The sequence below is a fragment of the Salmonella sp. SAL-020 genome (assembly GCF_017372215.1).
Lineage (GTDB): Bacteria > Pseudomonadota > Gammaproteobacteria > Enterobacterales > Enterobacteriaceae > Salmonella > Salmonella enterica.
Genome location: NZ_CP071690.1, coordinates 2,200,645 through 2,225,477, shown reverse-complemented (window position 1 = coordinate 2,225,477; position 24,833 = coordinate 2,200,645). Strand labels below are relative to the sequence as shown.

At 53.0% G+C, this 24,833-nt stretch carries 28 protein-coding genes; 18 read left to right on the top strand and 10 right to left on the bottom strand.

From position 1 onward, the window contains the following. Positions 1-50: 50 nt before the first annotated feature. The 9 genes from rsxA to gstA all read left to right on the top strand — a co-directional run bounded on the left by rsxA (position 51) and on the right by gstA (position 9,146). Positions 51-632, top strand: coding sequence for an electron transport complex subunit RsxA (gene rsxA, locus J1G48_RS10780; protein ID WP_000133179.1), 582 nt, complete (start codon positions 51-53; stop codon positions 630-632). Continuing rightward, positions 632-1,210, top strand: coding sequence for an electron transport complex subunit RsxB (gene rsxB, locus J1G48_RS10775; protein WP_001092600.1), 579 nt, complete (start codon positions 632-634; stop codon positions 1,208-1,210). The genes rsxA and rsxB overlap by 1 nt, the downstream gene beginning before the upstream one ends. After that, positions 1,203-3,317, top strand: a complete 2,115-nt coding sequence (gene rsxC / locus J1G48_RS10770) for an electron transport complex subunit RsxC (protein WP_000915639.1) — start codon at positions 1,203-1,205, stop codon at positions 3,315-3,317. Before rsxB ends, rsxC begins: the two co-directional genes overlap by 8 nt. Further along, positions 3,318-4,376 carry an electron transport complex subunit RsxD gene (rsxD, locus tag J1G48_RS10765; protein WP_000231961.1) on the top strand — a complete coding sequence of 353 codons (1,059 nt, stop codon included), beginning with the start codon at positions 3,318-3,320 and terminating at the stop codon, positions 4,374-4,376. It abuts the gene before it with no gap. 3 nt (positions 4,377-4,379) lie between these two features. Beyond that, positions 4,380-5,000: an electron transport complex subunit RsxG gene (gene rsxG / locus J1G48_RS10760; protein WP_000920822.1), complete on the top strand. Its 621-nt coding sequence runs from the start codon at positions 4,380-4,382 to the stop codon at positions 4,998-5,000. A 2-nt stretch (positions 5,001-5,002) separates the two neighbouring features. Beyond that, positions 5,003-5,695: an electron transport complex subunit E gene (locus J1G48_RS10755; RefSeq protein ID WP_001289628.1), complete on the top strand. Its 693-nt coding sequence runs from the start codon at positions 5,003-5,005 to the stop codon at positions 5,693-5,695. Then, complete coding sequence (gene nth / locus J1G48_RS10750; protein ID WP_001030318.1) at positions 5,695-6,330, top strand: endonuclease III; 636 nt, start codon at positions 5,695-5,697, stop codon at positions 6,328-6,330. Before J1G48_RS10755 ends, nth begins: the two co-directional genes overlap by 1 nt. Before the next feature lie 600 nt (positions 6,331-6,930). Further along, on the top strand, positions 6,931-8,436 hold the full coding sequence (gene dtpA / locus J1G48_RS10745) for a dipeptide/tripeptide permease DtpA (RefSeq protein WP_000100911.1): 1,506 nt from the start codon (positions 6,931-6,933) through the stop codon (positions 8,434-8,436). Positions 8,437-8,540: 104 nt separating this feature from the next. Continuing rightward, positions 8,541-9,146, top strand: coding sequence for a glutathione transferase GstA (gstA, locus tag J1G48_RS10740; protein WP_000765720.1), 606 nt, complete (start codon positions 8,541-8,543; stop codon positions 9,144-9,146). 58 nt (positions 9,147-9,204) lie between these two features. Here the strand turns inward: gstA and pdxY are convergent, their stop codons facing one another. From pdxY to anmK, 5 genes are all read right to left on the bottom strand, one after another. Then, a complete protein-coding gene (gene pdxY / locus J1G48_RS10735) occupies positions 9,205-10,065 on the bottom strand; it encodes a pyridoxal kinase PdxY (RefSeq protein ID WP_000789736.1) in 861 nt (286 codons plus the stop codon). Between the two features lie 59 nt (positions 10,066-10,124). Then, a complete protein-coding gene (gene tyrS, locus J1G48_RS10730) occupies positions 10,125-11,399 on the bottom strand; it encodes a tyrosine--tRNA ligase (RefSeq protein WP_000168629.1) in 1,275 nt (424 codons plus the stop codon). 126 nt (positions 11,400-11,525) lie between these two features. Next, positions 11,526-12,182 (bottom strand): pyridoxamine 5'-phosphate oxidase, encoded by a 657-nt coding sequence (pdxH, locus tag J1G48_RS10725; RefSeq protein ID WP_001282334.1) that lies wholly within the window; start codon positions 12,180-12,182, stop codon positions 11,526-11,528. A 58-nt stretch (positions 12,183-12,240) separates the two neighbouring features. Beyond that, complete coding sequence (gene mliC, locus J1G48_RS10720) at positions 12,241-12,570, bottom strand: C-type lysozyme inhibitor (RefSeq protein ID WP_001132086.1); 330 nt, start codon at positions 12,568-12,570, stop codon at positions 12,241-12,243. 87 nt (positions 12,571-12,657) lie between these two features. Further along, positions 12,658-13,779: an anhydro-N-acetylmuramic acid kinase gene (gene anmK, locus J1G48_RS10715; RefSeq protein WP_000835028.1), complete on the bottom strand. Its 1,122-nt coding sequence runs from the start codon at positions 13,777-13,779 to the stop codon at positions 12,658-12,660. Between the two features lie 271 nt (positions 13,780-14,050). Between anmK and slyB the strand changes: the two genes are divergently transcribed. Beyond that, the gene (slyB, locus tag J1G48_RS10710; protein WP_000597179.1) at positions 14,051-14,518 is read left to right on the top strand and encodes an outer membrane lipoprotein SlyB; all 468 of its coding nucleotides are present in this window, start codon (positions 14,051-14,053) and stop codon (positions 14,516-14,518) included. A 47-nt stretch (positions 14,519-14,565) separates the two neighbouring features. Here slyB and slyA read toward each other — a convergent pair whose 3' ends face one another. After that, positions 14,566-15,006, bottom strand: coding sequence for a transcriptional regulator SlyA (slyA, locus tag J1G48_RS10705; protein ID WP_000764551.1), 441 nt, complete (start codon positions 15,004-15,006; stop codon positions 14,566-14,568). A gap of 194 nt (positions 15,007-15,200) precedes the next feature. On the opposite strand from slyA, the gene J1G48_RS10700 reads away from it, so the two are divergent. Genes J1G48_RS10700 through J1G48_RS10690 form a run of 3 tightly spaced genes read left to right on the top strand, consistent with a single transcriptional unit; the run spans position 15,201 to position 18,339 of the window. After that, the gene (locus J1G48_RS10700) at positions 15,201-15,437 is read left to right on the top strand and encodes a DUF1656 domain-containing protein (protein WP_000649755.1); all 237 of its coding nucleotides are present in this window, start codon (positions 15,201-15,203) and stop codon (positions 15,435-15,437) included. Between the two features lie 2 nt (positions 15,438-15,439). Beyond that, entirely contained in the window at positions 15,440-16,300 is an 861-nt protein-coding gene (locus J1G48_RS10695; protein ID WP_001538147.1) for an HlyD family secretion protein, read from the top strand. Next, complete coding sequence (locus tag J1G48_RS10690; RefSeq protein ID WP_000777625.1) at positions 16,300-18,339, top strand: FUSC family protein; 2,040 nt, start codon at positions 16,300-16,302, stop codon at positions 18,337-18,339. Before J1G48_RS10695 ends, J1G48_RS10690 begins: the two co-directional genes overlap by 1 nt. Here the strand turns inward: J1G48_RS10690 and sodC2 are convergent. The 3 genes from sodC2 to J1G48_RS10675 form a co-directional block, all read right to left on the bottom strand. Continuing rightward, positions 18,315-18,836, bottom strand: a complete 522-nt coding sequence (gene sodC2 / locus J1G48_RS10685; RefSeq protein WP_000826825.1) for a superoxide dismutase [Cu-Zn] SodC2 — start codon at positions 18,834-18,836, stop codon at positions 18,315-18,317. The genes J1G48_RS10690 and sodC2 overlap by 25 nt on opposite strands. A gap of 79 nt (positions 18,837-18,915) precedes the next feature. Further along, positions 18,916-19,812: an aldo/keto reductase family oxidoreductase gene (locus tag J1G48_RS10680; protein WP_000250724.1), complete on the bottom strand. Its 897-nt coding sequence runs from the start codon at positions 19,810-19,812 to the stop codon at positions 18,916-18,918. A gap of 50 nt (positions 19,813-19,862) precedes the next feature. Beyond that, positions 19,863-20,102 carry a DUF1289 domain-containing protein gene (locus J1G48_RS10675; RefSeq protein ID WP_001538148.1) on the bottom strand — a complete coding sequence of 80 codons (240 nt, stop codon included), beginning with the start codon at positions 20,100-20,102 and terminating at the stop codon, positions 19,863-19,865. 102 nt (positions 20,103-20,204) lie between these two features. Here J1G48_RS10675 and J1G48_RS10670 point away from each other — a divergent pair, with 102 nt between their 5' ends. The 4 genes from J1G48_RS10670 (at position 20,205) to rnt (ending at position 23,184) form a co-directional block, all read left to right on the top strand. Beyond that, entirely contained in the window at positions 20,205-20,804 is a 600-nt protein-coding gene (locus tag J1G48_RS10670; protein ID WP_001041823.1) for a TetR/AcrR family transcriptional regulator, read from the top strand. Between the two features lie 58 nt (positions 20,805-20,862). Beyond that, the gene (locus J1G48_RS10665; RefSeq protein ID WP_000092933.1) at positions 20,863-21,960 is read left to right on the top strand and encodes an alkene reductase; all 1,098 of its coding nucleotides are present in this window, start codon (positions 20,863-20,865) and stop codon (positions 21,958-21,960) included. Positions 21,961-22,028: 68 nt separating this feature from the next. Next, positions 22,029-22,436: a lactoylglutathione lyase gene (gene gloA / locus J1G48_RS10660; RefSeq protein WP_001237787.1), complete on the top strand. Its 408-nt coding sequence runs from the start codon at positions 22,029-22,031 to the stop codon at positions 22,434-22,436. A gap of 100 nt (positions 22,437-22,536) precedes the next feature. After that, positions 22,537-23,184, top strand: coding sequence for a ribonuclease T (rnt, locus tag J1G48_RS10655; RefSeq protein WP_001282270.1), 648 nt, complete (start codon positions 22,537-22,539; stop codon positions 23,182-23,184). A 77-nt stretch (positions 23,185-23,261) separates the two neighbouring features. On the opposite strand, the gene grxD is transcribed toward rnt, so the two are convergent. Further along, positions 23,262-23,609, bottom strand: a complete 348-nt coding sequence (gene grxD / locus J1G48_RS10650) for a monothiol glutaredoxin 4 (protein WP_000108176.1) — start codon at positions 23,607-23,609, stop codon at positions 23,262-23,264. Positions 23,610-23,944: 335 nt separating this feature from the next. Between grxD and J1G48_RS10645 the strand changes: the two genes are divergently transcribed. Beyond that, positions 23,945-24,766 carry a C40 family peptidase gene (locus J1G48_RS10645; RefSeq protein WP_001680278.1) on the top strand — a complete coding sequence of 274 codons (822 nt, stop codon included), beginning with the start codon at positions 23,945-23,947 and terminating at the stop codon, positions 24,764-24,766. Positions 24,767-24,833 lie beyond the last annotated feature (67 nt).

Here is a 24,833-nt window from a genome sequence, read left to right as displayed (position 1 = left end):
CTGTGGTAGTTTGACAGATAATAGGCGGCTTTTTTATTTCAGGCCGAAACATGACTGATTACCTGCTGCTCTTTGTCGGAACTGTACTGGTCAATAACTTTGTACTGGTCAAATTCCTGGGCCTTTGTCCCTTTATGGGCGTATCCAAAAAACTGGAAACCGCCATGGGGATGGGCCTCGCGACGACCTTTGTCATGACGCTGGCGTCGATATGCGCCTGGCTTATCGACACCTGGATACTTATTCCGCTGGATCTGATTTATCTGCGGACGCTGGCCTTTATCCTCGTCATTGCTGTGGTCGTGCAATTTACCGAAATGGTTGTACGGAAAACCAGCCCGGCGTTATACCGCTTGTTAGGCATCTTCTTACCACTGATTACCACTAACTGTGCGGTTCTGGGCGTAGCGTTACTGAATATTAATCTCGGTCATCACTTTCTTCAGTCGGCGCTGTACGGATTTTCCGCCGCCGTCGGTTTTTCATTAGTGATGGTTCTGTTTGCCGCCATCCGCGAACGCCTTGCCGTGGCGGATGTGCCCGCCCCTTTTCGTGGTAACGCGATAGCATTGATTACCGCAGGATTAATGTCTTTGGCCTTTATGGGCTTTAGTGGTTTGGTGAAGTTGTAATGAATACTATCTGGATTGCCGTTGGCGCCCTGACCCTTCTGGGCCTGGTGTTCGGCGCCATTCTGGGTTATGCCTCCCGCCGATTCGCGGTTGAAGATGATCCGGTTGTTGAAAAAATCGATGCGATTTTGCCGCAGAGCCAGTGTGGTCAGTGCGGCTATCCCGGCTGTCGCCCCTACGCTGAAGCCGTGGGTCTCCAGGGCGAGAAAATCAATCGTTGCGCGCCCGGCGGCGAAGCCGTCATGCTGAAAATGGCAGAGCTGCTAAACGTAGAGCCGCAGCCATGCGATGGTGAAGAACAGCAGGCCGCGCCAGTACGTATGCTGGCAGTTATTGATGAAAATAACTGCATTGGCTGCACAAAATGTATTCAGGCCTGCCCGGTTGACGCCATTGTTGGCGCAACGCGCGCCATGCACACGGTCATGAGCGATCTCTGTACTGGCTGTAATCTGTGCGTCGATCCGTGTCCGACGCACTGCATCGAATTACGTCCGGTGAATGAGACGCCCGACAGTTGGAAATGGGATTTGAACACCATTCCCGTTCGCATCATTCCCGTGGAACAACATGCTTAAACTATTTTCCGCTTTCAGAAAAGATAAAATCTGGGATTTCGACGGTGGTATTCATCCGCCCGAAATGAAGACCCAGTCAAACGGCACGCCGCTGCGTCAGGTGCCTTTAGCGCCGCGCTTCGTTATCCCCTTAAAACAGCACATTGGCGCTGAGGGCGAGTTGTGCGTTAGCGTCGGCGATCGCGTGCTGCGCGGCCAGGCGCTGACCCGTGGACGTGGGAGAATGCTGCCGGTACACGCGCCCACCTCCGGGACGGTTATCGCTATTGCCCCCCACTCGACGGCACATCCTTCGGCGCTGGCGGAGTTAAGCGTCATCATTGATGCCGACGGCGAGGACCGCTGGATTGAACGCGAGGGCTGGTCTGATTACCGCGCCCACAGCCGTGAAGCGCTCATTGAACGCATTCATCAGTATGGCGTTGCCGGGCTTGGCGGCGCAGGGTTTCCCACCGGCGTTAAATTGCAGGGCGGCGGCGATAAAATCACCACGCTTATTATCAATGCCGCAGAGTGCGAACCTTACATTACGGCGGACGATCGTCTGATGCAGGACTGCGCCGCGCAGATTGTGGAAGGTATTCGCATCCTGGCGCATATTCTGCAACCGCGTGAGGTATTAATCGGCATTGAAGATAACAAACCGCAGGCTATTTCCATGCTGCGCGCCGTACTGGCTGACGCTCACGACATTTCGTTACGTGTGATCCCAACCAAATACCCTTCCGGCGGCGCAAAACAACTCACCCAAATACTGACGGGAAAACAGGTTCCCCACGGCGGGCGCTCCTCTGATATTGGCGTGCTGATGCAAAACGTCGGTACGGCTTATGCCGTTAAACGCGCCGTGGTTGACGGCGAACCGATCACAGAACGCGTCGTCACCTTAACGGGTGAAGCGGTAAGCCGTCCGGGTAACGTCTGGGCGCGGCTCGGCACTCCCGTTCGTCATTTGCTTAACGATGCCGGATTCTGCCCTTCTGCTGACCAGATGGTCATCATGGGCGGCCCGTTGATGGGATTCCCCCTTCCCTGGCTTGACGTACCGGTCGTAAAAATCACCAACTGCCTGCTGGCGCCATCCGTGACTGAAATGGGAGCGCCTCAGGAAGAGAAAAGCTGTATTCGTTGCAGCGCTTGCGCTGACGCTTGCCCTGCCGACCTTTTACCGCAGCAGCTTTATTGGTTCAGCAAAGGGCAGCAGCATGACAAGGCTACCGCTCACCATATTGCTGATTGTATAGAATGCGGCGCCTGCGCCTGGGTCTGCCCCAGTAATATTCCGCTCGTCCAATATTTCCGTCAGGAAAAAGCGGAGATTAATGCGATCAGGCTTGAAGAAAAACGCGCCGCCGAAGCCAAAGCGCGTTTTGAGGCTCGTCAGGCAAGACTGGAGCGCGAAAAAGCCGCCCGCCTTGCACGTCATAAGAGCGCAGCGGTACAACCAGCGGCAAAAGATCAGGATGCCATTGCCGCTGCGCTGGCGCGGGTAAAAGAGAAACAGGCGCAGGCCACGCAACCGGTGGTTATTCAGGCGGGTAGTCTGCCAGACAATAGCGCCGTCATCGCGGCCCGTGAAGCGCGTAAAGCGCAAGCGCGCGCTAAACAAGCCGCTCATCCGGTGGCTGACAGCGCGATATCCGGCGGCGACCCGCGTAAAGCCGCAGTGGAGGCGGCTATCGCTCGCGCCAAAGCCCGCAAACAGGAGCAGCAGGCCGGAAGCGAACCTGCCGAACCGGTCGATCCGCGCAAAGCCGCGGTGGAGGCGGCCATCGCCCGCGCCAAAGCCCGCAAACAGGAGCAGCAGGCCGGAAGCGAACCTGCCGAACCGGTCGACCCGCGCAAAGCCGCGGTGGAAGCGGCTATCGCCCGCGCCAAAGCCCGCAAGCAGGAGCAGCAGGCCGGAGGCGAACCTGCCGAACCGGTCGATCCGCGTAAAGCCGCGGTGGAAGCGGCCATCGCCCGCGCCAAAGCCCGTAAGCAGGAGCAGCAGGCCGGAAGCGAACCTGCCGAACCGGCCGACCCGCGTAAAGCCGCGGTTGCTGCGGCTATCGCCCGCGTTCAGGCAAAAAAAGCAGCACAGCAGCAGGTTGTTAACGAGGATTAAATGGTATTCAGAATCGCAAGCTCGCCTTATACCCATAACCAGCGCCAGACATCGCGAATCATGTTGCTGGTAGTAATCGCCGCTCTGCCGGGGATTGCCGCGCAGACGTGGTTTTTTGGTTGGGGAACGCTTTTCCAGATCGTTCTGGCTGCTATCACGGCGCTCGTCGCAGAAGCCATTGTCCTCAGGCTGCGCAAACAATCGGTCGCCAGTCACCTGCAGGATTATTCCGCGTTATTGACGGGGCTTTTGCTGGCGGTCAGCATCCCTCCGCTTGCGCCCTGGTGGATGGTCGTGCTGGGAACCGGATTCGCCATTATTATCGCTAAACAGTTATATGGCGGGCTGGGACAAAACCCCTTTAATCCGGCAATGATCGGTTACGTGGTGCTATTAATTTCCTTTCCGGTACAAATGACAAGCTGGTTGCCGCCTTATGAAATAGCCGCAACAACGCCCGATATGCTGGACACGTTACGGATGATTTTTAGCGGGCATACCGCCAGCGGCGGCGATATGACGCTGCTACGTATCGGTATTGACGGTATCAGCCAGGCGACGCCGCTGGATACGTTTAAAACGTCCTTGCGCGCCGGACATTCCGTTGAGCAAATTATGCAGTACCCGATATACAGCGGCGCGCTGGCCGGCGTGGGCTGGCAGTGGGTTAACCTCGCCTGGCTTGTCGGCGGCGTATTCCTGCTGTGGCAAAAAGCTATCCGCTGGCATATCCCGGTCAGTTTTCTGCTGACGCTGGCGCTATGCGCCGCGTTAGGTTGGCTTTTCTCGCCCGCTACGCTGGCCTCGCCGCAGCTTCATCTGCTGTCAGGCGCCACCATGCTGGGTGCATTTTTTATCTTAACGGATCCGGTTACCGCCTCCACGACCAACCATGGACGTTTAATTTTCGGCGCGCTGGCTGGGGTATTAGTGTGGCTGATTCGTAGCTTCGGCGGCTATCCGGACGGCGTTGCTTTTGCTGTCCTGTTGGCGAATATCACGGTTCCTCTGATCGACTACTACACGCGCCCCCGCGTCTATGGACATCGCAAAGGATAAACCATGCTGAAAACGATTCGTAAACACGGTATTACGCTGGCGCTTTTTGCCGCAGGCTCTACGGGATTGACCGCGGTGATTAATCAGATGACAAAATCAACCATCCACGAACAAGCGCTGCAACAACAACATGCCCTGTTCGATCAGGTATTGCCGCCAGATCGTTACAATAATAATCTGCAAGAGAGTTGTTATCTGGTCGATGCGCCCGCCCTCGGCAAAGGCACACACCGTGTTTTTATCGCTCGCAAGGATGATAAACCCGTAGCGGCCATCATTGAGGCCACCGCGCCAGATGGCTATTCCGGCGCTATCCAGCTTATTGTTGGCGCAGATTTCAACGGTACCGTCCTGGGGACGCGTGTGACGGAACATCATGAGACGCCAGGGTTAGGTGATAAAATTGAGCGCCGTTTGTCTGACTGGATTACCCACTTTAGCGGTAAAACCATCAGCGGTGAAAATGATACGCACTGGGCGGTGAAAAAAGATGGCGGTGATTTTGATCAATTTACCGGGGCGACAATAACGCCGCGTGCCGTAGTGAATGCGGTTAAACGCGCCGGGCTGTACGCCGAATCACTGCCCGCTCAGCTCCCCCATTTAACCGCCTGTGGAGAATAGCCATGAGCGAAATAAAAGACATTGTTGTTCAGGGGTTATGGAAAAATAACTCTGCTCTGGTGCAGCTACTTGGCCTGTGCCCTTTACTGGCAGTGACGTCTACGGCAACCAACGCTCTGGGGCTGGGTCTGGCCACAACGCTGGTATTAACGCTGACCAACCTTACGGTGTCCGCACTACGTCGCTGGACGCCGGCAGAAATCCGTATCCCGATTTACGTTATGATCATTGCCTCGGTGGTAAGCGCAGTACAGATGCTGATCAATGCGTATGCGTTCGGTTTGTATCAGTCTTTAGGGATTTTTATTCCGCTGATTGTAACGAACTGCATTGTTGTTGGTCGCGCCGAAGCGTTTGCCGCGAAAAAAGGACCGTGGCTTTCCGCGTTGGACGGTTTTTCTATCGGCATGGGCGCGACAGGCGCGATGTTCGTGCTGGGTTCGCTGCGCGAGATCCTCGGGAATGGTACGCTTTTCGATGGCGCGGATAGCCTGCTGGGAGGCTGGGCAAAAGTATTACGGGTCGAGATATTTCACACCGACTCGCCTTTCCTGCTGGCGATGCTGCCGCCAGGCGCGTTTATCGGCCTGGGGCTCATGCTGGCGGTAAAATATCTTATTGATGAAAAAATGAAGAAACGCCGCGCCGAAACCGCGCCTTCCGCTGTTCCGGCAGGTGAAACAGGGAAAGTCTGATGAACAAAGCAAAAAGGCTGGAAATTCTGACGCGCCTGCGCGACAACAATCCGCACCCCACAACGGAACTCAATTTCACGTCGCCGTTTGAGTTGCTGATTGCCGTGTTGCTTTCCGCGCAGGCAACCGACGTCAGCGTGAACAAGGCTACCGCCAAACTTTACCCGGTCGCCAATACGCCAGCCGCGATGCTGGAACTGGGCGTAGAAGGCGTGAAATCCTATATCAAAACCATCGGTTTATTTAACAGTAAAGCGGAAAACGTGATTAAGACCTGCCGTATTTTACTGGACAAGCATAATGGCGAAGTGCCGGAGGATCGGGCGGCGCTGGAAGCGCTTCCCGGCGTGGGGCGAAAAACCGCTAACGTAGTACTAAATACCGCCTTCGGCTGGCCGACCATCGCCGTTGATACGCATATATTTCGTGTATGCAACCGAACACAGTTCGCGCCGGGTAAAAATGTCGAACAGGTAGAAGAGAAGTTGCTGAAAGTGGTGCCGAATGAGTTCAAAGTGGACTGCCATCACTGGTTAATTTTGCATGGCCGCTATACCTGTATCGCCCGAAAACCCCGCTGCGGCTCCTGCCTCATTGAAGACCTTTGCGAATACAAAGAAAAAGTCGATATTTGATATGGTCGGAGTGCGTCCGTCACACCAGCGCGCTCCCACCTTCGGCCTGGATCTATTTTAGCCATCAATCATTCCAGTCTCTGTCCTTTTTCTGATGTAATGTGCTTTCGTTTTCCCTCCACGTCAGGTTAATCATTTTTTAATCGCAAAAATTTCTATCTATCCGTGATCAGGATCACTTTGATAACTTCATGTGAAATTTAATGACATCTAAGGTTACATTTACAACCGGATAGACTGACGCCCCATTTTCACTACAAAACATTACTCTGCCATTTTTTCAGATAATGGCCTATATCACTGCTTTTTACCTTAAATAGCAGAAGATATCGCCTTTCACCCAAACTAATGGCCTTTTTGCAGTGTAAAAATCTGCCATTCTTCAAATGAAGAAATTTAACGCTGGATAACATTTCTGACATCGGACGATTCAACCAGAAGAGTTATATGTAACAGATTATTACAAAGCTCTTGTCTGGAGAGGAAAGATAGTGAACATTACCTGCCGTTTCCCCTCCAATATAACAATCGGACGGATGAGTCTGACTCATCACGCGCCAGACAATCCCTGTTAATACGGGGCGTAAAAAAGAGGTAAAAGTGTCTACTGCAAACAAAAAACCAACTGAAAGCGTCAGTTTGAACGCTTTCAAACAACCGAAGGCGTTCTATCTCATCTTCTCGATAGAGTTATGGGAGCGTTTTGGTTATTACGGCCTGCAAGGCATTATGGCCGTCTACCTGGTAAAACAACTGGGTATGTCAGAAGCGGATTCCATCACCCTTTTCTCTTCCTTCAGTGCGCTGGTGTACGGCCTGGTCGCCATTGGCGGTTGGTTAGGTGATAAAATTCTGGGCACCAAACGCGTTATTATGTTGGGTGCCGTGGTGCTGGCTATCGGTTATGCGCTGGTCGCATGGTCTGGTCATGACGCTGGCATCGTCTATATGGGCATGGCGGCTATCGCTGTGGGTAACGGTCTGTTTAAAGCTAACCCGTCCTCCCTGCTGTCTACCTGCTACGCGAAGGATGATCCGCGTCTCGACGGCGCATTTACGATGTATTATATGTCCGTCAACATCGGCTCCTTCTTCTCTATGCTGGCGACGCCGTGGCTGGCGGCGCGTTATGGCTGGAGCACCGCGTTTGCGCTTAGCGTCGTCGGTATGCTGATAACCGTCGTTAACTTTGCTTTCTGCCAGCGCTGGGTGAAAAGCTACGGTTCCAAACCCGACTTTGAACCGATCAACTTCCGTAATCTGCTGCTGACAATCGTGGGTATTGTCGTTCTGATTGCGGTCGCCACCTGGCTGCTGCACAACCAGGATATCGCGCGTATGGTGCTGGGCGTAATCGCTCTTGGCATCGTCATTATCTTCGGTAAAGAAGCGTTTTCCATGCACGGCGCGGCTCGCCGTAAAATGATCGTCGCCTTTATTTTGATGCTGCAGGCGATTATCTTCTTCGTACTGTACAGCCAGATGCCGACGTCGCTGAACTTCTTTGCCATTCGTAACGTCGAGCACTCTATTCTCGGTATCGCGTTCGAACCGGAACAGTATCAGGCGCTGAACCCATTCTGGATCATTATCGGCAGCCCGATTCTGGCCGCTATCTATAACAGGATGGGCGATACGCTGCCGATGCCGATGAAATTCGCCATTGGTATGGTGCTGTGTTCCGGCGCGTTCCTGATTCTGCCGCTGGGCGCCAAATTTGCGAACGATGCCGGCATCGTATCCGTAAACTGGCTGATCGCAAGCTACGGCCTGCAAAGTATCGGTGAGCTGATGATCTCCGGTCTGGGACTGGCAATGGTCGCACAGTTGGTTCCGCAGCGTCTGATGGGTTTCATCATGGGTAGCTGGTTCCTGACAACGGCAGGCGCTAACATCATCGGCGGTTATGTCGCCAACCTGATGGCTGTGCCGAGCGACGTGACTGACCCACTGATGTCCCTGGAAGTCTATGGTCGCGTATTTATGCAGATTGGCATAGCAACCGCCGTTATCGCCGTCCTGATGCTGCTGACAGCGCCTAAGCTGAACCGTATGACCCAGGACGATGATACCGCTGAAAAAGGCTCTAAAGCCGCTACAGTTTAATTTTCCAGGAAACAACATTCAGGCCGCTAACTGTGCGTTAGCGGCTTTTTTTTTGCTCGTCCCCGCACTACCATACTTTAAACCTCAGCAAAAAGGAGTTACCGATGAAACTGTTCTACAAACCGGGTGCCTGCTCTCTTGCTTCCCACATTACCCTGCGCGAAATTGGCAAAGACTTTACGCTTGATGGCGTCGATCTCGCAAAAAAACGCCTGGAAAACGGTGATGATTACCTGGCAGTCAACCCTAAAGGACAGGTTCCGGCTCTGCTGCTGGATGACGGCACACTGTTGACTGAAGGCGTCGCCATTATGCAGTACCTCGCCGACAGCGTTCCCGACCGCCAGCTTCTGGCGCCGGTAAGTAGTCTTGCTCGCTATCATACGCTGGAATGGCTCAACTATATTGCAACGGAACTGCATAAAGGCTTTACCCCGCTGTTCCGCCCTGACACGCCGGAAACTCTTAAACCCGCCGTTCGCGCCGCTCTGGAAAAGAAATTTCAGTATGTGGATGAATCGCTTTCAGACGACCAGTGGATTTGCGGCCAGCGTTTTACCATCGCAGACGCTTATCTGTTTACCGTATTGCGTTGGGCCTATGGCGTAAAACTGAATATGGACGGGTTAACGCATATTGAAAGTTATATGCAGCGTGTCGCAAAAAGACCGACCGTTGCGGCAGCGCTTAAAGCGGAAGGACTGAATTAATGTCATGTTGCCGGATAGCTCGCTGTACCGCCATCCGGCCTCTTTTTAGCAGCAATAATTACAGCCGCGTTGCGCTGAAGTAATGTTCAGGGTTAGCGATCCTGTCCTGGGCCGCCACGACCTGCAGTTCGTACTCCTGCATCGTTTTGGTGGCGATCATAATCTCATAGACTGCCGCCGTAACGTGCTCCAGCGCCTGCTGCAACGTCGCGCCCTGCAAAAGTTTGACCAGCAATAAACCACTGGTGACATCGCCAACGCCAACCGGCTGACGTGAACCGAAATCCACCAGCGGACGGCTAATATGCCAGGCTTCCTGCGCTGTCACCAGCAGCATTTCAAAGCGTTCTGAACTGTAACCGGCGCGGGCGAGATGTTTTACCAGTACAATTTCTGGCCCCTGAGCAATCAGTTCTCGCGCCGCCTGCACGGCGTCATTCACATTATTCACGCTATGTTTGCTGAGAATTTCCAGTTCAATCAGGTTAGGCGCGATAATATCGCTGGCGGGTAGCGCATAACGCACATGGAACTCTGCGACGCCAGGCGCCACGATACAACCCTTTTCCGGATGCCCCATCACGGGATCGCAGAAATATTTTGCCTGCGGATTTGCTGCTTTAACCTGGCGCACAATACCGAGAATGTGTTCTCCCTGCTCGGCAGATCCCAGGTAACCGCTAAGTACGGCGTCGCAGTGCGCTAACTGGCCAATGTCCGCAATCCCCTGGACAATCTCAGTCAGATGGCTGGGCGGCATGACACAGCCGGTCCATTTACCATATTGCGTGTGGTTAGAAAACTGAACGGTATTCAGCGGCCAAACATTCGCGCCAAGACGGCGCATGGGAAATTCGGCGGCGCTGTTGCCCGCATGTCCGAAAACAACATGGGACTGGATAGCGAGGATATTCTTCATTTTTTTACCTGAACATCAAAAATAAGGGAGTGATTTCTCACTCCCTGTTACTTAATGCCTTATTTCCAGCAAATCAGACAATAGTTCTTTTTGCCGCGACGTAATAAGGTATAGCGGCCAAACAGACGGTCCTCATCGTTAAAGATGTATTCAGGATCGGATTGTTTTTCACCATTGATAGTGACAGCGTTGGAGGCGATAGTCTTACGCGCCTGACCACGCGACGGCTGGAGTTCGGCGTCTACCAGCGCCTGCATCAGGTCGGCGCCTTTTTCCATTTCAACCATCGGTACGCCGTCCTGCGCCAACTGCTCAAAGTCAGCTTCGCTCAGCGCGCTCAGTGAACCGCTGAACAGGCATTCAGTGATCCGTTTCGCCGCGACCAGCCCCTCTTCACCATGAACCAGGCGCGTCACCTGCTCGGCCAGTACATACTGCGCGCGCGGCGCTTTACCGCTGTTTTTATCTTCTTCTTCCAGGGCATTGATCTCCTCAATGTCCATAAAAGTGAAGAATTTCAGGAAGCGATAAACATCGGCATCTGCGGTGTTAATCCAGAACTGGTAGAATTTGTACGGACTGGTTTTCTTCGGATCCAGCCAGACAGCGCCGCCTTCGGTTTTACCGAATTTCGTGCCGTCAGCTTTGGTGATCAGCGGAACGGTCAAACCAAATACCTGATTCTGGTGCAGGCGACGGGTCAGGTCGATACCGGAAGTGATGTTCCCCCACTGGTCAGAACCGCCAATCTGTAAGGCAACGCCGTGCAGTTTATTCAGACAAGCGAAGTCGTACCCCTGTAGCAGGTTATAAGAGAACTCCGTGAAAGAGATACCCTGATCGTCACGGTTCAGACGCTGCTTCACCGCTTCTTTGTTGATCATCTGATTAACGGAAAAATGTTTACCGATATCGCGCAGGAAAGTCAGCACATTCATGCTGCCGAACCAGTCATAGTTATTGGCCGCGATGGCGGAGTTTTCGCCGCAATCAAAGTCCAGGAATGGGGCAACCTGTTTACGAATTTTCGCCACCCACTCCTGAACGGTCTCTTCAGTGTTCAGTTTACGCTCGGCGGCTTTAAAGCTCGGGTCGCCAATCAGACCGGTCGCGCCGCCTACCAGCGCAACAGGTTTGTGCCCTGCCTGCTGGAAGCGTTTCAGGCATAACAATGGAACCAGATGCCCCAAATGCAAGCTGTCAGCGGTAGGATCGAAGCCGCAATAGAGCGCGACCGGGCCTTGCGCCAGTCGCTCTGCCAACGCGTCTTCGTCCGTCACCTGGGCTACCAGTCCCCGCTCTTGCAATTGTTTAATCAAGTTACTGCTTGCCATCAAAATCTCCATGTATAAAACGACTGCACCTTTGCCGGTACACGACTTTTCGCCAGACGCGAAAGAGACATAGCATAAAACGGCGGATTCATCCGCACCAGTGCTTAAAACAAGATTTTTGCATCTTTAGGGCGCAAGACGGTCGATTTTCCATGCGCCGTCGTCGCGTTGGTATAAAAAGCGATCGTGCAGACGATGTTCACCGCCCTGCCAGAACTCCATCTGTTCGATACTCACGCGAAAACCACCCCAAAAGCTGGGTAACGGCACTTCGCCCTGTTGAAACTTCTGCTTGAGCTCCAGGAATTTGCTTTCGAGGATACCGCGCGCGGAAATGCGGCTGGATTGTTTAGAAACCCATGCGCCGATCTGGCTGTCGCGCGGACGGCTGTGGAAATACCTCACCACCTCAAGTGTGGAGAGACGCTCGGCTTTGCCTGTCACCATCACCTGGCGTTCAAGCATATGCCAGGGAAATAACAGGCTGATACGCGGATTGTGCTCAATTTGATGCGCCTTGCGGCTTCCCAGGTTGGTATAAAAGACCAGGCCTTTTTCATCATAATGCTTGAGCAATACAATACGCTGGTACGGTTGCCCCTTGTCATCTACGGTCGCCACGACCATTGCCGTCGGATCGGCCAGTCTGGCGTCGCACGCTTGCCCAAGCCAGCGCTCAAATAAGGTTAACGGTTCAGCGGGTAAATCGCGGCGACGCAAGCCGCCTTTCGTGTATTCACGGCGCAGATGCGCGATCTGCTGCAATTGGTCGTTATCAGACATGGAGTTGATCAGAAATAATCAGTGGGTGGCGCTATTGTGCGCCCCCATACTGAAAATCTCAACGCTTCGGATTTTGTAACTGACAGTTATTAAGCACAATTCTGTCTCGTTTATAGACCGTGGCGCTCTCGCCTTGCGACCAGAAAACATAAATCCCGTCGGTATAACGCGCGCCCGAGGCCGAGATTCCTTGCTTCAGGGTCAGCAGCTTATTGTCATAAACAAAACTGACCTCTTCACGCGGGTTATTGACTTTAACGGTAAGCGGCTTCTCATCACACTGGTATTCCAGCGTATCCGTTTGCATACGTTCAACAAATTGTTGATAAACGCTACAGCCGGTCAGCAGCACAGGTAAACACATTATTGCGATCTTTTTCATAGGCATATCCCGAAAGCTCTCCTGCTTCTGGAAGGGCAAACGCCCCTTCCTGACCTTGCTAGTTTACCGATATAGGGTCCGGGAAAAATTCAGTTAACTCTGAGTTATTGGGTTAGCCGGGTAAATAGCGCCTAAAACACTGGCTTCTGTAGCCCCCGTCACGGAAGGTAAATTTCCCGGCAGGCCCGCGAGCGTTCGCCAGGCAAGCCATGCAAAGGCCAGCGCTTCCATATCATCGCCGCTGATCCCCGCCTTATCGGTGGTCGAAACCTCGATACCGGGCAACAGCGCCGCCAGACGGGCCATCACTAACGGATTCCGGCTTCCGCCGCCACAGACCATCAGCCGCTCGCAGCCGCCATTGAGCAGCACCTGTTGGGCGATGGAGACCGCCGTCAGCTCCGCCAGCGTGGCCTGTACATCGCGCGCGTCTGCGCCAGGGAAAGCCGTAAGATGACGCTCTAACCAGCCATAGTTGAAATATTCGCGTCCTGTACTTTTGGGCGCCGACGCAGCAAAGTACGGATCGCGCAACATCTTTTGCAGCAATGGAAGAATAACCTGACCTTCTTTCGCCCATGCCGCGTCTTTGTCGTAGGGCTGCGCGCATTGTCGCCAAATCCACGCATCCATCAACATATTACCCGGCCCCGTGTCGTACCCGCGCACCGCCTGTCCGGGGAAAAGCAGAGATAAATTGGCAATGCCGCCGATATTCAGGACCATACGTTTTTCCGTCGGATGTCCCAACAGCGCGTGATGGAAAGCAGGCACCAACGGCGCGCCTTGTCCGCCCAGCGCAATATCCCGCCGCCGAAAATCGCCGACCACTGTAATCCCCGTATGGGCGACGATGTGATTATTATCGCCAATTTGCAGCGTATGCGGGGCCTCGCCGGTCGGTTCATGCCAGACCGTTTGCCCATGACAACCAATGGCGACGATATCCCGCGGCTGCAAACGTTGTCGCGCTAACAGCGCATTAACCGCCTGTGCAAAAAGCCGGCCTAACTGGGTATCCAGCTGGCCGAGTTGCGAGAGCGTAAGCGGCTGTCCCTGGCAAATATCGAGAATGCCTTTTTTCAGATGAACGGGAATAGGCCAGGTGAGACTTGCCTGTTGCGCAACCATAGTTTCATCAATTGCCGCCAGTACAACATCCACGCCATCAAGGCTGGTTCCGGACATAACGCCAATAAAACGGCCCGATTTCATACCTCTTCCTTTTAAGCTGGGTTAAGCCTTAACACTCGGCATAACGTATTTTGTAATGCTATGCCCACGTCACGTTTTTTGCCGTGTCGTCCACGGATATCAATGACCTATCTTTTCTTGCTTCCGACTTCGTTTAAGATTGGTTAATTAACTTCTGATTATGATTTTTACATTCTTTCAGCAGAAGATATGACCTTAACTGCATAAATGCCATATAATTTAGCTATAGGGATGCTGACATAGCGTTTCGTGAAGAACAGGAGATGGGTAAATGATTAAACGTGTACTGGCCGTTTCACTGATGGGGTTATCCTTAGCTGGGTGTGTTAACAATGATAGCCTTTCGGGTGATGTTTATACCGCATCCGAGGCTAAACAAGTTCAGAATGTAACGTACGGTACTATCGTTAACGTTCGTCCGGTTCAAATTCAGGGCGGTGATGATTCTAACGTGATTGGCGCTATCGGCGGCGCGGTGTTGGGCGGATTCCTCGGCAACACTATCGGCGGCGGTACGGGTCGTTCACTGGCGACCGCGGCAGGCGCGGTGGCTGGCGGCGTAGCGGGCCAGGGCGTCCAGAGCGCAATGAATAAAACCCAGGGTGTGGAACTGGAAATTCGTAAAGACGATGGCAACACCATTATGGTTGTGCAGAAACAAGGAAATACGCGTTTCTCGGCAGGTCAGCGTGTCGTGCTGGCCAGCAACGGCAGCCAGGTTACCGTCTCTCCACGCTAAACCAGGCTTTACGTGTGGTCACATGGCCACACGTATGCCCCTGCACCTCAATCGTGAGAGTGCAATTCCATAATATTGTGTTCAAGTTTGGCGATAAGTTTAATCAGAAGCTCAATCTCCTCTGAAGAAATCCCAGCCAAAATTTCACCGCGCGTTTTATGAATGACCGCTTCCATCTCAGCGATCAGCGGCTCCGCTTTCTCGGTCAGTTTAATGCGCTTAGCGCGACGATCGCTGGCGCAGGTTTGCCGCGAAATTAGCCCCTTATCTTCAAGTTGATCCAACGTGCGTACCAGCGATGGCTGCTCAATGCCTATCGCTTTAGCCAATTGAATCTGCGACTGGTCAGGCGGCAATTGATGAATATTGTGCAACGTGACCCAATGTGTCTGCGTCAATTCCAGAGGCTTGAGGCGATGGTCAATCAGAGCACGCCAAATGCGCACCAACCGTGCCAGATCAGAACCTAGTGGCGATTCCAATTTCATCTCCTTATAATTAGCTTGCTAAGTTATTATGCTGATTTTAGAATAGTGTGCAGTATTTGTATTCTCAAAACAAATGTATTGCTAAATTTGCTTACCAATAGACATTTTTTCAGACATAGTGCGCACCTGGCACCTGTAGCTTCAGTTTTGGCTAAAACTAAAGCATCGATGTCTGACGCAAAGGAACATTGCTTGTGAAGTGTATACTCAACGCCACAGGATTGCCCTTACAAGATCTCATGTTGGGAGCATCTGTTTACTTTCCGCCATTCTTTAAAGCCTTTGCGCTTGGGTTCGTTATCTGGTTGTTTATTCACCGACTCCTGCGTGACCGGATATACTCTGATGAAATCTGGCATCCCCTGTTAATGGATCTCTCCCTCTTTACGCTTTGCGTATGTCTGGGCCTCGTTTTACTGATCGCGTGGTAAATATGTCGTTAAAAACAATAAAATATTTTTCTACTCTCATTGTCGCCGTCGTCGCCGTTCTGGCCGCATGGTGGTTATGGAATTACTATATGCAGTCACCGTGGACGCGCGATGGTAAAATCCGCGCGGAACAGGTCAGCGTAACGCCGCAGGTTTCTGGCAGCATTACCCAACTCAATATCAAAGATAATCAGTTCGTCAACGCCGGGGACGTTCTTTTTGTCATTGATAAAACGCCCTTCCATATTGCAGAACTTAACGCGCAGGCGCAGTTGGCCAAAGCGCAGTCCGATCTGGCAAAAGCGAATAATGAAGCCGATCGACGTCGACATTTATCGCGTAACTACATCTCTGCTGAAGATCTGGATAGCGCCAATCTGAATGTTAAAGCGATGCAGGCCAGCGTAGATGTCGCACTGGCGACGTTAAAACAGGCGCAGTGGCAGCTTAGCCAGACGGAAGTAAAAGCGCCGGTATCCGGCTGGGTGACCAACCTTTCCACGCGTACCGGTGATTATGCCAGTACCGGTAAGCCACTTTTCGCCCTGGTAGATAGCCATTCATTTTATGTAATGGGATATTTCGAAGAAACCAAACTACGCCATATCCGCGAAGGTGAGCCTGCATTAATAACACTGTATAGTGGCAATGTTAAGTTACAGGGTCACGTTGGCAGTATCGGGCGCGCTATTTACGACCAAAGCGTGGAAAGTGACTCCGGTTTAGTGCCCGATATTAAACCCAACGTACCGTGGGTACGTCTGGCGCAACGCGTACCGGTACGTATCGAATTTGACGCTTTGCCGCAGGATATCACGCTCGTCTCCGGCACTACCTGCAGCGTAGCCATTGGGCAGCGGTAATGAAACTCTCCCTGCCAGCCCTGCGAAATACGCCCTGGTTTAAAGCGACCTCCGGCCAGTGGCGTTACGCGTTGCGCAATACCATTGCCATGTGTCTCGCGCTGACATTCGCTTATTATCTCAATCTGGATGAGCCCTACTGGGCGATGACTTCGGCCGCAGTGGTGAGCTTTCCGACCGTAGGCGGCGTAATCAGTAAAAGTCTGGGGCGTATTGCCGGGAGTTTACTCGGCGCGACCGCCGCGTTGATTATTGCCGGCCATACGCTGAATGAACCCTGGTTGTTCTTATTTAGCATGGCCGCCTGGATCGGTTTTTGTACCTGGGCCTGCGCGCATTTTACCAATAATGCCGCTTATGCTTTCCAGTTGTCCGGCTACACGGCGGCGATCATCGCGTTCCCGATGGTTAATATTGTAGAAATCACGCAGTTGTGGGATATCGCCCAGGCACGTGTATGTGAAGTTATCGTCGGCATCCTCTGTGGCGGCATGATGATGATGATCCTACCCAGCACATCGGATGGTACCGCCCTGCTCACCGCGTTGAAAAACATGCATGCGCGCTTGCTGGAACATGCCAGTCTACTGTGGCAGCCGGAGACTACCGACGCTATCCGCTCCGCGCATGAGGGGGTCATTGGGCAAATCCTGACCATGAACCTGCTGCGTATTCAGGCCTTCTGGAGTCACTACCGTTTTCGCCGCCAGAATGCATTGCTAAATGCATTGTTACACCAGCAATTACGGCTAACCAGCGTGATCTCCAGTCTGCGTAGAATGCTTTTAAATTGGCCGACGCCGCCGGAAAACAGCCGCGAAGTCATTGAACAACTCTTAGCTGAGTTGGCAAAACCGCGCGCGGACAGCTACACCGTGGCGCGGATTATTGCGCCGCTACGCCCGCAGGATGAACAGGATTATCGTCACCTCGCGTTCTGGCAGCGATTACGCTATTTTTGCCAGCTATATCTGCGCAGCAGCCGTCAGTTATATCTGATCGAAAGCGGCGCGCCGGTAGATCAAATCCATATCCGCCGCACTCCCGGCCTTGCGCGGCATACGGATAACGCAGAGGCCATCTGGAGCGGCGTGCGTACCTTTTGCACGCTCACGGTAATTGGCGCCTGGAGTATTGGCGCGCAATGGGAATCCGGGCCCGGCGCATTAACCCTGGCGGCGATCAGTTGCGTCCTCTACTCCATCGTCGCCACGCCGTTTAAGTCGCTTTCCTTATTGATGCGTACTTTAGTGCTGCTGTCCTTATTCAGCTTCGTGGTGAAATTTGGCCTGATGGTGCAAATCACCGATCTGTGGCAATTCTTGCTTTTCCTTTTTCCGCTGTTCGTCACGATGCAACTGCTTAAACTGCAGATGCCTAAGCTGGCGGGACTGTGGGGGCAGCTTATCGTTTTTATGGGCTCATTCATCGCCGTGACCAATCCACCGGTGTACGACTTCGCCGACTTCCTTAACGATAATACCGCCAAGATCGTCGGCGTCGCGATTTCCTGGCTGGCGTTTGCGATTTTGCGCCCCGGTTCCGATGCCGTAAAAAGCCGCCGCCATATCCGCGCGCTACGCCGCGATTTCGTCGATCAGCTTAGCCGTCACCCTTCCCATAACGAAAGCGAGTTTGAATCGCTGACCTATCATCACGTCAGTCAGCTCAGCAATAGCCAGGATGCGCTGGCGCGCCGGTGGTTATTACGTTGGGGAGTGGTACTGCTGAACTGCTCGCATGTGGTGTGGCAGCTGCGCGCCTGGGAGTCGCGTTCCGATCCGCTTTCCCGGGTGCGGGATATTTGTATATCCCTGCTGCGCGATGTGATGAGCGAGCGCGGCGTACAGCAACGCCCGCTTGCCGTTACGCTACAGGAACTACAGCGTATCTGCGACACGCTCGCACATCATCATCAACCCGCCGCGCATGAACTGGCGGCGATTATCTGGCGTTTACACTGTTCGCTGTCGCAGCTGGAACAGGCTCCAGCGCAGGGAACACTGTCTCCGGGTTATTTAATGACGCCGCAGGCGTAACGCGTTCCGCCGCCGCCGAGCGGTTTCGGCTGATCGGACATGTTATCGCCGCCCACATGGATCATGAGCGCTTTATCTTTCACTTCATCAAGAGACTTCAGACGCGGCGCAGTAACCGGTTCGGTGGCGATACCATCATTATTAACGACTAACACCGGGAGGTCGCCCAGATGCCCCTGGCCTTCCGGTCCTTCATGCTTGCCGGTATTTTGTGGGTCCAGATGACCACCAGCGGCTTCTGCGGCAACCGCTTGGCCGTCTTTAATCGCTGGCTGGCAGCTACCGTTGGCATGAATGTGAAAACCATGCTCGCCCGGCGGCAACGCTTTAAGGTGTGGGGTAAATTTTAAGCCGCCTTCGGTTTCATCGATGACGACGGTGCCGATAGACTGTCCTACGCCTTGCGCCGTCACCAGATTCATCTCTACTTTCTCGCTGGCAGCCTGCGCACCCGCACAGGCCAGCAGCGTCACCATCGCTAAACTTAATCGCTTCATAAAACCTCCGTTACATGTGGTCGCCTGTTAAGTGTAAACCACTGGCGAAAACATGTACGGAAAGTCAACGAGTTGGCGATTACGGCACGTCATAACCCAGTGCCGCCTTGCGGATTCGGAACCACTGTTGACGCGACAATGACAGCGTTTCCGCTTCTAGTGCGGCACGTACGCGTTCGATTTTACCCGAGCCAATAATCGGCAGCGGCTGCGACGGCAAACGTAAAATCCAGGCATAGACCACCTGTTCAATAGAACTGGCGTTGAGTTCTTGCGCGATAACGGAAAGTTCCTGGCGCAACGGCTGATAAGCCTCATCATTAAACAGCCGACCGCCGCCAAGACATGACCAGGCCATCGGACGAATACGCAGTTGCTGTAATTGATCTAATGTGCCGTCCAGCAACAAAGGCTGGTGAACCGGCGAGATCTCCACCTGGTTGGTCGCCAGGGTGAAAGGCAGGCGCGATTGCAGCAACGTAAATTGCGCTGGCGTAAAATTAGAAACGCCAAAATGGCGCACTTTGCCGCTTTGGTGCAGATGTTGAAACGCCTCGGCGACGTCATCCGCATCCATTAACGGATCGGGACGGTGAATTAACAACATATCCAGATAATCTGTCGCCAGATTTTTTAATGACTGTTCGGCGCTCAGAATAATATGGCGGCGATCGGTAATATAATGACCGAGCTTATTTTCCGCTCTGGCAGTGGTGGCAATACCGCATTTGGTGACGATTTGCAGTCTTTCCCGCAAATGCGGCGCCAGCGTTAGCGCCTCGCCAAATGCCGCTTCGCACTGATAACCGCCATAAATGTCCGCATGGTCAACGGTAGTGACGCCCAAATCCAGATGTTCTTCGATAAAACTCACTAACTGACGCGCGGACATATTCCAGTCCATCAAACGCCAGTAACCCATGACAAAACGCGAAAACTCCGGGCCTTGTGGAGCGATGGTGACACGCTGAACCATAACAGATTCCTCATAGAGAATAATGAGGTTGAGTATACGCAATTCCGCGTTTAAAAGAGTGAAGGTTGTTGAGGATCTTCCGATGGGAGAGGCTTGTTTGCGCGTATTTTACGCAAGAAACGCTGGCGACAAAGCCGCAGTACATTTTGTTTCTCGGCATCGCTCATTTTTTGCCAGTTAAACCGTTCGTCGCGGCTGCGCATACAGCCCCGACAAAAGCCACGCTCATCAGACTGGCAGATACCGCGACATGGGCTTGCTACAGGAAAAAACTCCAACTGCTCGGCCACATCCCCTCCTCAACGTTTGGCGCTTATGACTATTGAAGACGCTAACTGACATTATGGCAACTCTGCTTGCAGTAGACCGACTGGTCTACTATACTGCCTGCTATGAATAAGCAAACCGAACATGATACCCGCGAACATCTGCTGGCCACCGGCGAGCAGCTTTGTATGCAACGGGGTTTTACCGGCATGGGGCTTAGCGAATTGCTCAAAACCGCCCAGGTGCCTAAAGGGTCGTTTTATCACTACTTTCGCTCGAAAGAAGCCTTCGGCGTCGCCATGCTTGAGCGACATTACGCCTGCTATCATCAGCGTCTTACGGCGCACTTCACCTCCGGTCCCGGTAATCATCGCGATCGCCTTCTCGCCTGGTATCAGGAAACGTTAAAGCAGTTTTGCCAGCAAGGCGCCATCAGCGGTTGCCTGACGGTGAAACTGTCAGCGGAGGTCTGCGATCTGTCGGAGGATATGCGCTCTACGATGGATAAAGGGGCGCAGGAGATCATGGCACTGCTTGCACGCGCGCTGGAAGATGGCCGTAATAGCCACTGTTTACATTTCACCGGCCAGCCGTTGCCACAGGCGCAGGTACTTTATGCCCTGTGGCTGGGCGCCAATTTGCAGGCCAAAATATCCCGTAGCGCCGCGCCGCTGGAAAATGCGTTGGCGCATGTTAAGACCATCATTGCAACGCCTGAGCAGTAACAGGCGTTTTTATTTCCTTTATTACAAGACGACCGGTCTACTTATATCAGGAGCCACTATGTCATCAGCAAAACTGTTTACCCCCCTCAAGGTGGGTGCCATCACGGCGACAAATCGCGTATTTATGGCGCCTTTGACGCGTTTGCGGAGTATTGAACCGGGCGACATTCCTACGCCGTTAATGGCGGAATATTACCGTCAACGCGCCAGCGCCGGATTGATCATCAGCGAAGCCACACAAATCTCCGCACAGGCGAAAGGCTATGCCGGCGCACCGGGATTACACAGCGATGAGCAGATCGCCGCCTGGAAAAAAATCACTCAGGGAGTTCATGCTCAGGGCGGCCATATGGCGGTGCAACTGTGGCATACGGGCCGTATTTCACACGCCAGCCTGCAACCAGGCGGACAAGCGCCCGTTGCGCCATCCGCTATCAATGCGGGAACTCGCACTTCTTTGCGTGACGAAAACGGCCAGGCCATCCGCGTAGAAACTTCCACGCCGCGCGCGCTGGATACTCACGAGATCCCCGGGATCGTCAACGATTTCCGCCAGGCTATCGCCAATGCCCGAGAGGCAGGCTTCGACCTGGTGGAGCTGCACTCCGCGCACGGTTATCTGCTGCACCAGTTCCTCTCTCCGTCTTCTAATCACCGTACCGATCGGTACGGCGGCAGCGTAGAGAATCGCGCCCGTCTGGTGCTGGAGGTGGTTGATGCCGGCATTAAGGAATGGGGCGCCGACCGTATCGGCATCCGCCTTTCTCCTGTCGGCACTTTCCAGAATGTCGATAACGGCCCGAATGAAGAAGCTGACGCCCTTTATCTGATTGAAGCGTTAGGCAAACGCGGCATTGCTTATCTGCATATGTCTGAACCAGACTGGGCGGGCGGAGAACCGTACAGCGACGCATTCCGTGAAAAAGTGCGCGCGTGTTTCCACGGCCCCATCATCGGCGCTGGCGCCTATACGCCAGAAAAAGCGGAAGATCTGATCGAAAAAGGGCTGATTGACGCCGTGGCGTTTGGTCGCGATTACATCGCTAACCCGGATCTGGTGGCGCGTCTGCAACGTAAAGCGGAACTTAATCCACAGCGTCCCGAAAGTTTTTATGGCGGCGGCGCGGAAGGCTACACTGACTACCCTACTCTGTAATTTCATTGATAGCGGCCGCACATCGCCGCTATACTTTGAATATCTTGACTATTTTAAGGACAACGAAAATGCGTTTATTGCATACTATGCTGCGCGTCGGCGATTTGCAGCGTTCCATCGCTTTTTACACCAACGTTCTGGGCATGAAATTGCTGCGTACCAGTGAGAATCCGGAATACAAATACTCGCTGGCCTTTGTGGGATATGGTCCGGAAACGGAAGAAGCGGTCATCGAACTAACCTATAACTGGGGCGTTGAGAGCTATGACATGGGCAATGCGTACGGGCATATCGCGCTGAGCGTTGACAATGCCGCTGAAGCCTGTGAACGCATTCGTCAGAACGGCGGCAACGTGACCCGTGAAGCGGGGCCGGTAAAAGGCGGTTCGACTATCATCGCCTTCGTTGAAGATCCGGATGGCTATAAAATCGAATTGATTGAAGCTAAAGACGCAGGCCGCGGTCTGGGTAACTGATCCCCCGCCGGGCGCAGGTCACTGCGCCCGTTGTTTTACTGCATCCCGGCGTAAAATTTGCCATAATACGCGCTGCATTTTTTCGTATTAAGAGACTCAGATGTCCGATAACGCTCAACTTTCCGGTCTGTGCGACCGTTTTCGTGGTTTTTATCCTGTCGTCATCGACGTTGAAACTGCAGGATTTAACGCTAAAACCGATGCGCTGCTCGAAATCGCCGCCATCACGCTGAAAATGGATGAACAAGGCTGGCTGATGCCGGACATGACGCTGCATTTCCATGTGGAGCCGTTCGCTGGAGCCAACTTACAGCCGGAAGCGCTTGCGTTTAACGGTATCGATCCCTCTAACCCGCTACGCGGCGCGGTGAGTGAATATGAGGCGCTACACGCTATTTTCAAAATGGTGCGTAAAGGTATCAAAGAAAGCGGTTGTAGCCGCGCCATTATGGTCGCGCATAACGCCACTTTTGATCACAGTTTTATGATGGCCGCCGCAGAGCGCGCCTCGCTGAAACGTAACCCGTTTCATCCGTTCGTCACCTTTGATACCGCGGCATTGAGCGGACTGGCGCTGGGGCAAACGGTGTTATCAAAAGCGTGCCTGGCGGCAGGTATGGAGTTTGACGGCGAAAAGGCCCATTCCGCTTTGTATGATACCGAGCGGACAGCGGTGCTGTTTTGTGAAATCGTCAATCGCTGGAAGCGCCTGGGCGGCTGGCCGTTACCTTTGCCGACGGATAAATAACGTGGCTAACGACGCCGCTTTTGCTCACGATGGCGGTAAAAAAGCGACCTTTACAGGTCGCTTTCCCCTTTCACAGATTACTCTGCGTCCGGCTCCTGAGTTTTATATTTTGCCGCAGTTTCTTTAATAAGCTGCTGCAACTCACCACGCTGATACATCTCAATCACAATATCACACCCGCCGACCAGCTCGCCGTCCACCCACAGTTGTGGGAATGTCGGCCAGTTGGCGTATTTCGGTAATTCAGCGCGAATATCCGGGTTTTGCAGGATATCAACATAGGCAAAACGTTCCCCGCAGGCTGAAAGCGCCTGAACGGCCTGCGCAGAAAAACCACAGCTTGGCAGTTTCGGTGAACCTTTCATATACAGGAGAATCGGGTTTTCAGCGATCTGGCGCTGAATTTTTTCGATAGTGGTGCTCATTGTCTCGCTTCCTTAAACTACTTTTACGACTGAAGCCTGTCATTGTAACGGGTCAGGCTGGCAACGGAAAATAACATTTTCATCATGCCTTATTATTTTACCGTCTGCGGGAATAAGTTGTATACAAAATATCTTTTAAGCGGGTTGCCACGCAGTGATTCGTCGATAACGCGTTCGTGTTTAGCATTAATTGCTATTTTTTTTACATCTGTTAACGAAACACAGCTTCAGAAACCAAAAGCAATTACCAATCTGTGCTTTTGTAGATTAGAATTATCAGGTTTTGTAAATCATACGCAGGCATGAATCGCCTGCCTTTAACAGAGGATTGCTCAGTGGCGCGGATAAACAAAATCTCGATCACGCTCTGTGCTTTACTTTTTACTACTCTCCCTTTTACGCCAATGGCCCATGCTTCCAGGCAAGCCAAAGCGACGCCTGCTGTTTCTCATGTCACGAAAACGGCAGATAAAAAGAAAAGCACAACGAAAAAGATCAGTAAGACCAGCAAAAAAAACGTAAAAAAAACCTCAAAAACCAGCCGTTCTTCTTCCGCTTCTACGCCAAAACGTACCACCGCCGCCACGAAATCTCGTCATACGACGCATCGTCGTAACAGAACCGCGCCCGCGTCAATCGCCGCCCTCGACGTAACGGAAAAATGCACGACGCGTAAAGGCCGTAAGCCGCACTGCGTGAAGGGGAAAGGAACATTGCCGGTCTCTATTGCCGATGCGCATCGTGCAAAAGTACAAAAAGCGACGAAAACCGCGATGTCCAAACTCATGAACCAGATTGGTAAACCGTATCATTGGGGAGGCGCGTCGCCGCGTACCGGTTTTGATTGCAGCGGTCTGGTTTATTATGCCTATAAAGATTTAGTGAAGATCCGTATCCCCCGAACGGCGAATGAGATGTATCACCTGCGTGACGCGGCGCCCATTGAGCGTAGCGAGTTGAAAAACGGCGATCTGGTGTTCTTCCGTACGCAGGGGCGCGGCACCGCCGATCACGTTGGCGTCTATGTCGGCAACGGTAAGTTTATCCAGTCTCCGCGCAGCGGTCAGGAAATTAAGATCACCTCACTGAACGAAGAATACTGGCAACGTCATTATGTCGGCGCCCGCCGGGTGATGACGCCTAAAACAATTCGCTAATATTTTATCCTGTCGTTTAACGACAGGATAACTTCTTCTTTTGCGCCACCGCTCAATTTGCTACCCT

Excerpts from the sequence above, each read along its gene's own strand:
- rsxA (WP_000133179.1), top strand. The coding sequence starts at position 51 with ATGACTGATTACCTGCTGCTCTTTGTCGGAACTGTACTGGTCAATAAC.
- rsxB (WP_001092600.1), top strand. The coding sequence starts at position 632 with ATGAATACTATCTGGATTGCCGTTGGCGCCCTGACCCTTCTGGGCCTG.
- rsxC (WP_000915639.1), top strand. The coding sequence starts at position 1,203 with ATGCTTAAACTATTTTCCGCTTTCAGAAAAGATAAAATCTGGGATTTC.
- rsxD (WP_000231961.1), top strand. The coding sequence starts at position 3,318 with ATGGTATTCAGAATCGCAAGCTCGCCTTATACCCATAACCAGCGCCAG.
- rsxG (WP_000920822.1), top strand. The coding sequence starts at position 4,380 with ATGCTGAAAACGATTCGTAAACACGGTATTACGCTGGCGCTTTTTGCC.
- J1G48_RS10755 (WP_001289628.1), top strand. The coding sequence starts at position 5,003 with ATGAGCGAAATAAAAGACATTGTTGTTCAGGGGTTATGGAAAAATAAC.
- nth (WP_001030318.1), top strand. The coding sequence starts at position 5,695 with ATGAACAAAGCAAAAAGGCTGGAAATTCTGACGCGCCTGCGCGACAAC.
- gstA (WP_000765720.1), top strand. The coding sequence starts at position 8,541 with ATGAAACTGTTCTACAAACCGGGTGCCTGCTCTCTTGCTTCCCACATT.
- pdxY (WP_000789736.1), bottom strand. The coding sequence starts at position 10,065 with ATGAAGAATATCCTCGCTATCCAGTCCCATGTTGTTTTCGGACATGCG.
- tyrS (WP_000168629.1), bottom strand. The coding sequence starts at position 11,399 with ATGGCAAGCAGTAACTTGATTAAACAATTGCAAGAGCGGGGACTGGTA.
- pdxH (WP_001282334.1), bottom strand. The coding sequence starts at position 12,182 with ATGTCTGATAACGACCAATTGCAGCAGATCGCGCATCTGCGCCGTGAA.
- mliC (WP_001132086.1), bottom strand. The coding sequence starts at position 12,570 with ATGCCTATGAAAAAGATCGCAATAATGTGTTTACCTGTGCTGCTGACC.
- anmK (WP_000835028.1), bottom strand. The coding sequence starts at position 13,779 with ATGAAATCGGGCCGTTTTATTGGCGTTATGTCCGGAACCAGCCTTGAT.
- slyB (WP_000597179.1), top strand. The coding sequence starts at position 14,051 with ATGATTAAACGTGTACTGGCCGTTTCACTGATGGGGTTATCCTTAGCT.
- slyA (WP_000764551.1), bottom strand. The coding sequence starts at position 15,006 with ATGAAATTGGAATCGCCACTAGGTTCTGATCTGGCACGGTTGGTGCGC.
- J1G48_RS10695 (WP_001538147.1), top strand. The coding sequence starts at position 15,440 with ATGTCGTTAAAAACAATAAAATATTTTTCTACTCTCATTGTCGCCGTC.
- J1G48_RS10690 (WP_000777625.1), top strand. The coding sequence starts at position 16,300 with ATGAAACTCTCCCTGCCAGCCCTGCGAAATACGCCCTGGTTTAAAGCG.
- sodC2 (WP_000826825.1), bottom strand. The coding sequence starts at position 18,836 with ATGAAGCGATTAAGTTTAGCGATGGTGACGCTGCTGGCCTGTGCGGGT.
- J1G48_RS10680 (WP_000250724.1), bottom strand. The coding sequence starts at position 19,812 with ATGGTTCAGCGTGTCACCATCGCTCCACAAGGCCCGGAGTTTTCGCGT.
- J1G48_RS10670 (WP_001041823.1), top strand. The coding sequence starts at position 20,205 with ATGAATAAGCAAACCGAACATGATACCCGCGAACATCTGCTGGCCACC.
- J1G48_RS10665 (WP_000092933.1), top strand. The coding sequence starts at position 20,863 with ATGTCATCAGCAAAACTGTTTACCCCCCTCAAGGTGGGTGCCATCACG.
- gloA (WP_001237787.1), top strand. The coding sequence starts at position 22,029 with ATGCGTTTATTGCATACTATGCTGCGCGTCGGCGATTTGCAGCGTTCC.
- rnt (WP_001282270.1), top strand. The coding sequence starts at position 22,537 with ATGTCCGATAACGCTCAACTTTCCGGTCTGTGCGACCGTTTTCGTGGT.
- grxD (WP_000108176.1), bottom strand. The coding sequence starts at position 23,609 with ATGAGCACCACTATCGAAAAAATTCAGCGCCAGATCGCTGAAAACCCG.